This is a genomic window from Pseudomonas sp. GW821-FHT04D07, from assembly GCF_059420225.1.
This window is the reverse complement of the sequence record NZ_JBWKTH010000006.1, coordinates 24,240-38,120: the sequence shown is the minus strand read 5'-3', so window position 1 is coordinate 38,120 and position 13,881 is coordinate 24,240. Positions and strand designations below refer to the sequence as shown.

Below are 13,881 nucleotides of genomic sequence, written 5' to 3'. Positions count from 1 at the left end.
GACCTGGCGGCTTAGGCTGGTGGTTTCAACGCTTGCCAGGGAGGCAGCATGAACCTACCCGCGGAACAACCGCAATCCAGCCCATCGACCGCGCCGGCTTCCGAGCCGGATATCGACCCACGGATCAGCGCATTCCTCGCGCGGCAACCCACTCTCCTGCATTCCCGGGAGAGCTGGGCGCGGCAACAGGTCCTCGATCATCTCAGCGACCTGTTCAAGGACGCCATGCGCCCGTTGGAGGAAATGGAGCAGCGCAGCTACCTCGGGCTGTTCCGCTCGCTGGTCGCCGCCAAGGGCGCCCTGGATGCCGAGAGCAAGGGCTTTGTCGAAGCCTTCGAACAGGCCGGCCTGCAGGCCCTGCGCACGCGCATCAAACAGGACTGCGGCCAGGACCTGGACCCACGCACCACCTACCTGCATACCGCCTATGCCGTGGATCCCGGCAAAAAACGTCGGGCGGCACCGCAGCGGCGCGCACTGGACCCCAGCGCGGGCGTCGCGGTGGACGTGGCGACCCTGTCGTTGTGGCAGGCCGCCTGCCTGAACTTCGCTTTTTTCGACTTCCCCGAAATGAAGCGCCGCTGGATCAGCTACGGCACCGGCGAGGAGGATATCAACCTGGGCAGCTTGATCGATGTGGACACGTTCATCCACATTGTCCGCGAGCTGAACCTCGGCGCCGACCTGCGGCAGCGCGTCGACACGGCCCTGCAACCCTTGGCGCTGCTGCCCCGGCTGATCCACGGCTATGTGCACGAGCTGTTTCGCTTCAACCTGTACGAAGCCACCAGGGACGTGGCCAAGACCCGAATGAGCCGCGGCATGTTTGAGTCGCTGCGCGATGCCCTGGAGCGCGGAACGCCCTGGTTGAAGGTCGAGCAGGTGGCGATCCAACTGCCGCAAAGCCTGGCTCGACGGATGGCCCGCGTCGAGCTGAGTATCGCGGATGCGCTCCTGCGACTGTTCTCGTTGAAGTCGTTCGACCTCAGCGGCATTTATCTGCCGGCGTTGATCCTGCGGGTGTCCGGTGAGCCCGGCCTGTACAGTTATTGCGCCGAGCGCCCTGACGGCGTGTTGCGCCATCACGTATCGCTGGCGGCCTTCGAGGAGGAATTCAAGGCCCTGCTCAAGGCCGACAACAGCCGCGAGGCCCTAGGTTGGCTGATCTCTTCGCTGGCCTTCGAACAGCAGAGCAAGCTCTGGCAACTGATTGAGCCCGAGCACAAGCCGACCCAGCTCAATTGGCTGGCGGATAAACTCTACGACGCCTTCCATTGGGTGTTTCCGAACCACACCGTGGATGACCTGGGCTTCGCCTACCATCCCGCCGGGGCGAGTCCGGAGCAGGCGCTGAGCACCTTCTACAGCTGGCGCTTTCGCCTCAACACCGAGGCGATTGCCGTGCCCAAGGGCCAGCAGGATCTGCGCGCGGTCAAGGAAGGCATTGTCAGCCTGATGCACCAACTGCTCGACCTGCTGCTGACGCCGGTGCCGGGTGGTCTGGGCAGTCTCGGGCGGGTGGTGATGGCGGCGATGGCCGGGCACCTGACACTGGAATTGTTCGATGGGATCGAGGGCGCCGGCGAGGGGCATCCGCAGGCCTTGCTGCAAGCCGGATTGGAGACCGCCAATATGCTCTTGCTGGCCGGGCTGCATGGTTACGCCGGGCGCTTGGCCTATCGGCACATCGGCCAGGAGTTCAAGCGCCTGGACAAATACCGCCGGGTGCAATTGGCGGATGGCGCCAGCCAACTGTGGCAACCGACGTTGCTGCCCTATGCGCGCAAGAGCGTCGAGCTGAGCGCACTATTCGATGAGCAGGGACTGAGCCCCCTGGGCGGCAAACTCTATGGCCAGGTCAAGGAGCGGGGACAGGACCTGACTGTCGAGCTGGAGTACGACAAGACCCTCAAGGGCTATCGGGCGACCCATCCCGACGCGGGGCAGTTTCATCCGCCAATGCTTTACGACCCGGCGTCCCGGCGCTGGTCGGTGTCCCTGGATGACAGTCATCAGCTCTCGGATGCCCGGCTACTGCAACGGATGATCGCGCTCAAGGGCGCCGACCAGGAGCAGGCCCAGCAGATCCTCGATATCAGCGGGGTGTCCCGCGAGCACCTGGAACAGATTTGGTCGGGCGGCGTGCCGCAGGCCTCGCTGGTCGAGGCGTTGGAGCGCTTCGAGGTCGATCGGGGCATTGCCGAACTCAGGGCCGGCGACCAGGAGCTGGCCCTGCTGTCGCCGTGCGCGCAGCGGGCCTTGTTTTCCCTGCTGCCGGAGTTGCGGGATTGGCCGGCCGACCTCTGCCTGAAGGTCCACGCCGCGGACGGTGAACTGCAGCAAGCCTATGGCCAGCGCCAGCGCCTGGAGCTGTACACCCATTCGGTGAGTATCCGGCGTTTGGAGGATGGCAGTTTTATCGAGCAGACCGAAGTCCCGAGTGACTCCTCGGTCGCCACCGCGCGTGGTTATGAACCCGGCGTGTTGGCCTTGATCCTCAGCCTGCTGCCCAGCGACTCGCTGCTGCGCGGCGGTAGCGATCCGCTGGTCTGGCGAGTCTGGAGCAAGACGGTTCGGCGGCTGGTCAATGCCTTGGCCAGGGAGCGCTCGGGCCCCTTGTTCGAGGCCCTCGGCACCCATGCGGGGCGGATCAAGGTCGATGTCAGCGACAACGCCTTCGGGGCCGAAGTGGGGGCCTACCTGCCCGTGCTCACGTCCGGCGTGCCGGCGCTGCCGGGGAAAATCCGCCAGCTCTATCCACAGCTGTCGCTGGCCAGGCTGGCGCAATTCCTGCGCGACAACCCCTTGTCGTCGAGCCAATGCCAGATCCTGCTGGACAATAATCGGCTGCCTTACCGCCTGGGTTACAACCTGGCGCACACGCAGCAGCTCAGCACCCTGGGCCGGGCCTTGGATGGGATCTACCAGGCCCGCGCGTTCCAGGAAGACACCGACGCCTGGTTGCAGGCCATCGCCGTCGGCGTGGTGAGCGAACGTCTGGGCCGGGCCCTGAAATGGGTCGACAGCGACCGGGCCTTTCTCCCGGCCCCAGGGGACCTGCCATTACGCCGATATGGCCAAGGACTCTACACGGCACTCGATAGCCGCCGGCAACCAAGCCTCGATCTGTCGTCGCCCGCCGAGAGTTTTTACCTGGCCTTCGCCGCTTCATTGTCCACCCGGGAGCTGGGCTTGCTGGGCATGGTTTCGGCGGCTGACGTGCAAGCGTTGCGCAACGCCCTCGGTGCCGGTCTGGGCGCCTTGCGGCGTCCCGATGGCAGTGTCGGCCTGGCGCTTGAGCTGTATGAGTGCCCGGCGCTCTCCGAGGGTTATCGGGAACCCGACTCGCCGGGACTGTACGTCAAGGACGGTGTGCGGTTCGTCTGCCTGGACCAGCGCTTCTATCAGGTCGAGCAGGACCTGCGGTTCGATGAATGGCGGATTGGCCATCCGTGGCTCAAGGGCGCCTATGCCCCCCTGCTGGAACACAATGACCGAGGCGGTTGGTGGCATGAGTTCGAGAACCCGCTGGCGTGGGACGGACCCACGGCGTTTCGCCGCCTGGAACCGGGCGCCGCGGTTTTTTCCGCGAGCGTGGCGCGCCAGATCCTGGCGATCAGCGCAGTCGACGACGCGCTGCCGGGCCGGTTGTTGTTCGAAAACCAGCCCAGCGCACCGCTGTTGAGTGAAGTGGCTCGGCGTTTCCTTCAGGCGCGGATGGACAGCCCGTTGCTGGAGGTCGCCGAGTGTGATCCCGGCAGCGATCTCCAGGTGAGCTTTCTGCGTCAGCAGTTCCCGCGATTGAGCGTCGACATGGCGCAGGACCTGACGGAGCAGGCGGACTCGTCCCAACGTCAACTGATGCGTGACTACAAGCGCGTGCCCCTGGCCCTGGCCGAGGAAGCGCGCTACCTGAGCCGCGAAATCGAAGTCTGCCGGGTGTACGAGAGCCTGTTTCTGTCCACGACGCGCAACGACGCCTGTGACACCCTGTTATTGCAGTTGCTCGAGCGCTTGCCTGGCTGGTCGCGGACACTGCGGATCGAGCTGCGTCGCGAGACAACCACCGGCCCCTTGATCGCCAGTGTCGGCGAGGTCTCGGCCGCGGTCCGTCGGATCCTGGTCAAGACGGAGCGCGGCTATGAGCCATTCGAGTCCGATAGCAGCGGGCCGCGCAGCTTGGCAGCGCTGGATGACGATCCGTTCGCGGCGCTGTTGCAGGCGTTGCCGCAGTTGAAGCGTACGACCCTGGACCTGCTCCATGGCGGCGATGATGTCGAGATGGACTTGAAACGGCTGATGTTCCAGAGCGTGGCCGGTGATCGCAACCGCATCCGGCAACTGCTCGGACAGCCGCCGGTGCTGCCCTGGAGCCGTCCGCCGCAACGCCTGATGCGCCTGGAAAGCGGCGTGCTGGGCTATCCGCTGAGCGGGCGCGGGCGTTCGGGGCTGTATCCGTCGGAGCTGTTCAAACCGCTGAAAAAACTCTATCGCGGTTGTTCCGATGCGCAAATCGCCGAGATTCTGGCCAACCTCGGTGCCACCTTCGAGGCGCGTGTCAGGGCCGTGGAACACCTGCAGGATGAATACCGCCAGTTGAAGGATGACCTGGCGCGTTGGCAGTACGCCCCGCAGTTCGAGGAGATGGACTTGCCGTTCAGCGATAGCCGGATTCCACGGCGCCGTAAAATCGCCCGACGCCTGAGGCACTGCTGGCGTCGCCAGAGTATCGCCCAGGACCTCGGGCCGCTGCGTTATGAGCTGGTCCTCGATGGCCTGGAGATCGAGGACCTGCCCGAACTGAGCGCCGACTTCAGCCATGTCGCCCTGCTGTCGATGAATGACATGCGGCTGGGCAATGCCCGCTATCTGAGCCGCTTCCTGAGATACTTCAGCGGCCTGACCACGTTACGCATGGACGGCAACGGCTTGAGCAGCCTGCCCAATGCGATCGGGACGCTGGAGAGGCTGGAAGAGCTTTCACTGGAAAACAACCAGTTGAAGCTGACCCAGGGCACGGCGCGGGAACTGGCGGGACTGACCAGGCTGCAGCGCTTGAATCTCAACGGCAACCCCTTGGGCGTACTGCCCTACTTCGGCGAGATGGAGCAATTGCAGGTACTGCGCCTCAGCCGTACCGGTATCGAGCGCTGGCCCTTGGGGCTGCTGGCCTTGAGGGACCTGGTGCGGGTCGAATTGCGCGAGAATGCGATCAGTGAGCTACCGGTGGAGCTGTTCAGCAGGCACGCTCAACTCTGTCGCGGCCTGGACCTGTCGGGCAATCCGTTGTCAGCGCAGGTGCTGAGGTCGATTCGGCATTATCGACAGACCGTCGAGAACCATGATGTGGTATTCGGCCTGGGTCGCCTGCGCCTGTCGTCTCTGTTCGGGATTGACCGCTGGGCCGACGGCGCCGAGAAAACCGCGCAAAGGAGCGCCCAGTGGCAGAGTGTCAGGGACCAGCCCAATGCCGATGTGTTTTTCCTGCTGCTCGATCGCATGAGTTCTCCGCCCAATTTCTTCCATGATGAGTATCAGCCGGTACGCAGTGACCTGAGTGCGCGGGTCTGGCGGTTGATCAAGGCCGCCTCCGAAGACCGCGCCTTGTGTGAAGAGGTGTTCCGCCTGGAGGCGCAAGGGCGTGTCGTCGGCCTTACCAGCTACCAGATATTCAATCGACTGGAGTTGAGCGTGGATTGTCATGAAGCCTTGCGATTGACGGATCAGGAGGCGGTGGAGTCGCGTCTGTTGAGCGTGCTCAGGGGGCAGTTCCGCCTGGGCGTGTTGAGCGTCGCGGTGGGCAGGAAGCATCCGGCGCGGTCGTTGTTCTGGTATCGCGCCTATTACGATGCCCTGGCCGCTGAGCTGGCCTTGCCCAGCCAGTTCAACGGCCTGTTTACCGCCAATCCGGTGCATGTCGGCAAGCAGCAGGCCAGCGACATCAAGGCTGAGGTGCTGCGCGAGGAACTGCCCCAGGCATTGCCTGAAGGATCACCCGGCAAATCCCCCGAGGCTCGGCTTGAGACGCTGCTTGAAGGCATGAGCGAAGCGTTGCCCGAGGAGATACCGCAAGAACCGCCCGGGGTGTTGCCGGATGAATTGCCGCCCGAGCCGCACGAGGAGTCTGCCGATGCCGAGAGCCTGCCGTTGATCGGCTATCTGGTGGCCAATGACAGCTGGAGCGACTTTCTTATCCGCGCCCATGAGCGTGATTTTCGGCGGGTCTTCGGGCGTCTGTGGGAATTCGACAAGCGCCTGGAAGACAGTGAGTACCGCCACCTCTGGCGCACCCGCCTGAACCAGCTCCAGTACACCCGCCGGCGTGCCGCCTGGCTCCGGCACTGGACCGTCAAGGCCCTGGGCAAAGTGGGGGTGTCGCCGCTCGGCAGTGCCTGAGTGCCCATTGGCGGCTGTCGTATTTAGTTAGAACCGCGGCCTCGGGAGGGCACGTTAGGCTGCTTTTTTCCATCAATGAAAAGAGCAGCCATGGACGACTCCCCACCCCTTGCCGACCCCAGCGTCGAGCCTGCCCCCTCAGATCTTCTCGAGGAGCAGGCGCACTTTCTCCATTCCCGCGAGAGTTGGCGGCTCGACGATATCGGCAAGCACCTGCTGGCTGTTTCCGATGCGGCCATGCAACCGCTGAACGAGGTCGAGAAGCTGACCTACGCCAGCCTGTTCCGTTACCTCACCCAGATGAACCGGGCCGTGGAGCTTGCCAACGGCAAGCTCGCCCGCGCCTTTGAACAGGACGGTTTGAAAGCCCTGCGGGACAAACTGCGGGAGCGCACCGGCAAGGACCTGGACCCGAAAAACACCTATATCCATACTCTGCACATGGAGTTCAAGGACGGCGCGGGTTGGGTGCCGGGCCAACGCGGCCGACGCGCCTACGACCCCGATGCGCCCCTGGCCCATGTCTACAGCCTGTCGCTGTGGCAGGCGGCCTGCCTGAACTATGGCTTCGGCGATCTGTTCGCCTCGACCCAGGTGCGCGCCAGTTGGATCAGCCAGGAAGCGGGGCCGGGTTACCAGCGCGGTTTTCCACCCGGGGAGATCAGCACCGGGACCCTGATGCCGGTGCGCAGCTTCGTGATAATTGCCCGTGAACTGGATCTGGGCCGTGATCTCAAGGCGCGCGTCGACAAGGCCCTGGACAAGGACGGCGAACTGAGCCGGGGCCTGGAGCAGGTGGCCTGGGCCGAGATCCGTTTCAGCCCCTATGAGGCGTATCGCAACGGCGCGCTGACCGGAGTGAGCAACGCGCCGTTCAGCCGCCTGCGCCACGATTTGTGGAATGCACCGCAAAATGTCACGGTCAAAGCCGTGTCGATCAAGCTCAAGGACAGTGTCGTCGTCACTCTCCTGAAAAGCCTCAACCCCGGCCATCAGTTGCGTACGGTTCTTTTCGGCGAGAGCGACCTGTTTTCCAGTTTTCTCGAACTGCCGTTGTTGACCTTTGAACTCGAACAGTTCGACGGGCTGTTCAGCTACTACCCGAATCGGCTGGGCGGCGCCTTGCGCTATCACCGCGACCGGCCGACGTTCGAGGCTGACTTCAAGCGCCAGCTCAAGGAGGACAATGCGCAACAGCGCCTCAACTGGTTCCTGGCACCATTGAGCATCAAGGCCCAGGCGATCGTGCGCGATATCGCCCGCCCCCACGAACGACCGGAAGGAATGAACGCGGTGTACAGCGGGCTGTACGATGCCTTTCACTGGGTGTTTCCGGCGCCGCTGCTCGAGGACCTCAAGTGGCGTTACCAGGCGCTGACCACGACGCCGGCACAGGCCCTGAAAGACTACTACCTGGAACGCGACCGGCAGAACCTCAACGAGTTGGCCGTGGAGCGCTCGGTGAAGGATCTGCAGGCCTTCATCGAGGGCGTCAGCGCGGTCATGGACGAAGTCCTCGGCCTGTTGCTGCTGCCGGTGCCGGGCGGTGCGCGTGGCCTGGGGCGGGTGGTGCAGATCGCCCTGTTCGGCACTCTGAGCTACAACTTCATCCAGGGCCTGACGGAAGCGGCGAAGGGCCATCCGATGCAGTTGGCCCAGTCGGTGGTGGATATCGGCAACCTGTTGATCAGCGCGGGCCTGCATCGCCACGCGGTGAAAGTGTCGATACGCCGGCACCGGGAACTGAGCCGTTGCCTGGGCGCCGTGCACCGGGTCGAGGTGGCGGGCGGGCATGCCCTCTGGGCGTCGCGGCTGGACCGTTATGTCAGTGTGAAGATCGGCCTGTTGCATGGTGCCAAACCCCGGGCCTCGGGGGTGATCGAATATAAGGGCAAGCAATACGCCGAACTGTCGGTCGAGGGCGAGTCACGGGCGTTCGAGCTGGCATACGATCCGCTGGCCCGGCAACACACGCTGGTGCATCCGGACGCGACGCTGTTCCGTCCGGTGGTCAGCTTCGACCCGGGCCTTGCGCGTTGGCAGCTGGACCTGGCGAAAATCGAGCCGCCGAGCATGACGCAACTGGGCGAGCGGCTGCTGCCCTGCGGGCCGCTGAGCCGTGGCGAAGTGACCCGCCTGAGCCGGATCAGTGGCACCACCTCGCAGACCCTGCAGCAGGTCTGGGCGGGTGAGCCGGCACCGGCCGCGCTGGTCGATACCGTCAAACGGCATAACACCGACCGCGCCCTGCAAGCCGTGACCGCACCGCTGGCATCGCGACAACCGTTACCCGAGGAAGGCGACCGGGCGCTGTTCTCGGCGCTGACGCAATTGCCGGACTGGCCGGACGACCTGGCCCTGGGCATTTATGATCGGCAGGGTCGGTTGCTGGAGGCCTACGGCAAACAAGACCGTTTGGCCGAACACCGCCAGACCCTCTCGCTACGCCGCCTGGAAGATGGCGGCTACGTCGATCACGCGGCGCCGGAGGCGATCGCCGATCACCAGCTGGGACCGCTCGGCTTGATTCTCGGATTATTGCCGGCCGAGGCGGCGTTGCGGCGGCCGGCCGCGCCTGGCCAGGCGTTCTCGAGCCAGGTCGCGATCCTCCGGCGCCGTGTCGGTGACCTGGCGATCAGTGAGAAACTGCCGCTGTTCGAAGTGCTGAGCCGCTATCCGGCGCGGACCCGCTCCGAGCGGCCGGAGTTGGCGCCGGGTCTGCGCCGCTTTCTCCCGGTGGCGCGGGCGCCGCGCCCGGCCGTGCTGGACCAGGCCCTGCTGCTGCACCCGGACCTGTCCCCGGCGCGGGTTGCCGAATGGTTGCGTAGCCATCCGTTGTCACCGGCCGAACGTGGCGCGTTCCTGAAAACCGGCCAGTTGCCGGAAGGCCCGCGCCGTGCGCTGGCGCAAGCGGCCAGAAGCCTGCGCCTGGAACAGTCGCTCGATGGCATTTATCAGCGCCGGGCCTGGAATGCATCGACGGATGCCTGGGCCCGCGAAGGCATGACGGCGCTGCTGCAAGACAAACTGGGAGTGACCCTGGAGATCGGCGAGGTCGAGCCGGGAGCGAACACCACTGCGGTTGTCGAGGAGTCGGCGAGCAAGCGGGTACTGCTGCGCCATCATGGCCAGGGGCGCTATGCGGTATTCGATACGGTCCGGCAGGTGGAACGTCCGGTCCTGCCCGGCACCGACAGCTTCTACAAGGCATTCAATACGGCGTTGAGCCGTAGCGAGCAGCTGCAACTGGGGATCCAGGATGCCAGTGCCGACAATGTCGCGATCCTGCGGCGCGACGTGGGTGATGCCTTGACCGAGCGGCGTAGCGACGACGGCGATATACGCCCCTGGAACGATTCGGCGGACAGCTACCGGCAATCCCTCAGCCTGCCCGCGGAGCTGGAGCCCGACGCGCTGGGACTGTATCGCTGGCGGGATAAGACCTGGTTGGCGCTGGATGACGCGGTGTTCGAGGTCGACCATGACCCGCGCTTCGACGAGTGGGGCATCGAGCATCCGAGCTTGCCTGGCGCCTACCGACTGGAGCTTGAGCATAACGGCGCCGGTGCCTGGTGGCATGAACAGGAGCAGCCGCTGGAGTGGCAAGGACTGAAGCTGTTTCGGCGTCTGGGCCATCGGGCGGCGGCGCAACCCGATGAGCTGGCGCGGCAGTTGATGGCGATCTGTGATGTCAGCGAGGACCAGTTGCGCAAAGTCCACGTGACTCGCTCGCGGGCACCGGGCCTGCTGATGGACACCCTGGAGCGGGTCGACAACCATGTCCGCGTCGGCTATAGCCTGGATCGGCTGGGGACCAGTCGCCGCCTCGACAAGGTCTTGAGCCGGGCGCTGGAACAACTGAACCAACAGGAGCGGGTGGCGCTTTTCGGCGCGGGGGACATGGATGATCAGGGCCGCGTGCGGGTGCTGAGTGAAAAAACCAGCGAGGACGCGCAGTCACTCAAGACCCTGCTGGGCAATGCGCTGGATCGGGCGCGGGACAGCGCCAGCGAGCCGTCGACCGCGCTGCTTCGCCGGCTGTTCCCCAGCCTGCCGGAACGGGTGGCGCGGGATATCGTCGAGCGCGCCGACAGCGAACAGCGCCGGGGCCTGCGCGAAACCGGCAAGCTGCCCCTGGCCATGGCCGAAGAAGCGCGCTGGTGGATTCAGGATGTCCGGCTCGGGCGGGCGCTGGAAGGTTTCCAGGTCGACAGCCTGATCAACCCCGACACCGAGCGCCTGGCCTTGCACCTGCTGGAATATCTGCCGGGTTGGCCGGACGACCTGCGCATCGAGGTGCGCGAAAACTCGCCGAGCGGGCCGTTGCTCGACAGCGTCGGCGCTGACGCGGCGGCGCGGCGCGCGCTGATCGTCAAGACCCGTGCGGGCTACGCAGCGGCCACCGGCCCGGGCAATCGCCTGCCACCGGCGAGCCACCAACTGCTTCCGGCGATCGTCGCCGTGCTGCCGGAAACGGCGCGCACGGCGCTGGTGCCCAGCGGTTTTGCCAGCGAGTTGCGGCGTGACCTGGCGCGGGCGGCGGTCGGCGAGCGCGGGCGAGCCAAACGGCTGCTGGGCATGCGCCCCGAGATCCCCGGCTTCGTGCCGCCGCAACGCCTGGCCGATGGCCGGATCGGCTACTCATTGAGTGGTGGCGAAGGTCGACAGGGCCGGCAATTGAAGCGTTTCCGCGCCTTGTATTCGGGCTATTCCTATGACGAAGCGCTGCAACAATTGGAGCGCTTGGCTGGCGATCTGGCCAGCCGCGAGGGGCTGATCCAGCAGCGCGGTGCCGAGTTGAATACCCTCAGGGGCCATCTCAAGCGCTGGCGCCAGACGGCCTACCATCCCGAGAGACCGGCGCATCTGTATCAGCTGGCGAAACGGCTCAAGCAGTGTTGGCGTCGGGAAGTCCTGTACGCCTATCCGCATTTGAATGGGGACAGCGGCTACCAACTGAACCTGGATAACCTGGAGGTGAAGCGCTTTCCGCTGTTGCCGGCGAGCGCGGATTTTTCTCACGTCACACAATTGTTGATGCGTGACATGGCGTTGGAAGCACCGGTGTTTCTCGACCAGTTTCTGCGCAAGTTTTCGTTTCTACAGGAGTTGGATCTGTCCCATAACCGCCTGACTGATCTCCCGGCATTGGAGGGGCCGCTGCGGGATCTGCGTTGGCTGACGCTGAGGGATAACCGGATCGTCTTTCCCGTGGGCGGCCATCAACGCCTGTCCGGCATGAGCGAGTTGGTGCACCTGGACCTGAGCCACAATCCCCTCGGCCATCCGCCCGCGCTCGGCGAGCTGCACCTGCTGGAAAAACTTGACCTTCATCAGACCCGGATAGAGACCCTGCCGGACGGCATCGAGCGGTTGCGCCACCTGGTACAGGCCAACCTGGGCGATAACCTTATCCGCGACATTCCCGGGCGGGTGTTCGAGTCCCTGGCGGTCGCGCCTGACGAAGGCCGGCAACCGCCAGCGATTGCCCTGGCCGACAACCCGCTGTCAAACGATGCGCGGCTACGTCTGCAGTATTTCAAACTGAGCCATCCCCATGCGCGTCTGGGTTTCGATGTGCCTGACCTGGAGGGGCTCGAGCTGTGGTTATGGAGTCGTATCGAAAACCGCAACCAGGCACTGACCGAGGCCTGGCAGCGCCTGGCTGCCGAGAACGGCGAGGAATTCCTGGGCTTCTTCAGCAAACTGGCCACGCTTCCCGATCTGTATCTGGAGGCCTGGGATTCGGTTCGCCAGGGCCTGATCGAGCACCTGGAGTTTGTCCTCACCTCGGCTTCACGCGACCCCGAACTGCGCGACCGGCAGTTCGATATCGTCCACTACACCGGGTTGCAGGATGCGCTGCCGTTTGATGTCTTCCGGGAACTGGAACTGGAGGCGTTTTATGCGCTCGCCCGGGGCAAGGCCGATATTCAAGAGGCGGAGCAAGTGCTCTTTGGCCTGGTGCGGGGGAAATTCCGCTTTTTCACCCTGGCCGAGGAGGTGCGCCAGCAGAACGTGCCGGACCCTGAGGCACGTTTTCGGGCCTATGCCTATCGCCTCGGGGACCTTGAGCTGCCGCCGCTGTTCCTGGCCGATGTGGTCGTGACGGACCTTGAACTCGGGGTGCTGGATCCGATGCGCCAGCGCATTCTTCACGCCGAGCAAACGCAAGGGTTGGAGAATATCCTGATGAGCAACAGCCAGTGGCAGGGGTTTATGAAGGACAGCCATCTTGCCGAGCATGACGCGCGCTTCGGTGAGTTTTTCGACTATTCCGCGCTGGAGGGAGAAAACACCCAGGAGTATCGCGAGCGTGGCGAGGCGTTGCAGGGCGAGTATCTGAGGCGGCGTGACGAATGGTTACGCGGATTGACGCGTGAGGCCTTGTCCCGGCTGATACCGGCCAATATCGAGACCGGGCAGGATTAGCCCGGCCTCGTGGTGACTCAGCCCTTCCACACTTGGGGATTGACCAGATCGCGTGGCCGCTCGCCGAGCAGGGCGCTGCGCAGGTTGGCCAGCGCTCGGTTGGCCATGGCTTCGCGGGTTTCGTGAGTGGCCGAGCCGATATGTGGCAGGGTGACGGCGTTCTTCAGTTGAAACAACGGCGACTCGGCCAGTGGTTCTTTCTCGTAGACGTCCAGCCCGGCGCCACGGATAGTGCCGTTTTGCAGTGCCTGGACCAGCGCCGGCTCGTCCACCACTGGGCCACGGGAGATGTTCACCAGGATCGCATCCGACTTCATCAGGCCCAGTTCGCGATGGCTGATCAGGTGGCGGGTCTTGTCGCTCAAGGGCACCACCAGCACCACGAAGTCGGACTCGGCGAGCAAGGCGTCGAGGCTGCGCAACTGCGCGCCGAGTTGCTGTTCGAGTTCCGGCTTGCGGCTGTTGCCGCTGTAGAGAATCGGCATGTTAAAGCCAAGATGACCACGGCGGGCCACGGCCGCGCCGATATTGCCCAGGCCGACGATACCCAGGGTCTTGCCGTGCACATCGCCGCCGAACAGGGCCGGGCCGACGCTGGCCTGCCACTGCCCGGCCTTGGTCCAGGCGTCCAGCTCGGCAACGCGGCGGGCGCTGCTCATCAACAGGGCGAAGCCGAGGTCGGCGGTGCTTTCGGTGAGCACGTCAGGGGTGTTGGTGAGCAGGATCCCGCGTTCGTTGAAGTAGGCCAGGTCATAGTTGTCGTAGCCGACCGAGACGCTGGAGACCACTTCGAGCTTGGCGGCGGTTTCCAACTGGGCGCGGCCGAGTTTGCGGCCGACGCCGATCAGGCCGTGGGCGTGGGGCAGGGCGGCGTCGAACTGAGCGTTGAGATCACCGCGCTTGGGATCCGGGACAATCACCTCGAAATCTTCGCGCAGGTGCTCGACCATGGCGGGGCTGATGCGGCTGAAGGCGAGTACGGTTTTTTTCATCGCAGGGCTCATCGAACGGCGGGAATGCAAAGCACGCTATCATTTTTCGCCGGATTTGTGC

General features: G+C 64.6%; 3 protein-coding genes. 2 read left to right on the top strand and 1 reads right to left on the bottom strand.

Features of this window, described 5'->3' with window-relative positions; genetic code table 11:
• Positions 1-48: 48 nt before the first annotated feature.
• Positions 49-6,396 carry an NEL-type E3 ubiquitin ligase domain-containing protein gene (locus AC07T0_RS10120; RefSeq protein ID WP_495001045.1) on the top strand — a complete coding sequence of 2,116 codons (6,348 nt, stop codon included), beginning with the start codon at positions 49-51 and terminating at the stop codon, positions 6,394-6,396.
• Positions 6,397-6,486: 90 nt separating this feature from the next.
• Entirely contained in the window at positions 6,487-12,828 is a 6,342-nt protein-coding gene (locus AC07T0_RS10115; RefSeq protein ID WP_495001044.1) for a hypothetical protein, read from the top strand.
• A gap of 17 nt (positions 12,829-12,845) precedes the next feature.
• Here the strand turns inward: AC07T0_RS10115 and AC07T0_RS10110 are convergent, their stop codons facing one another.
• On the bottom strand, positions 12,846-13,820 hold the full coding sequence (locus AC07T0_RS10110) for a 2-hydroxyacid dehydrogenase (RefSeq protein ID WP_495001043.1): 975 nt from the start codon (positions 13,818-13,820) through the stop codon (positions 12,846-12,848).
• Between the last annotated feature and the right edge of the window lie 61 nt (positions 13,821-13,881).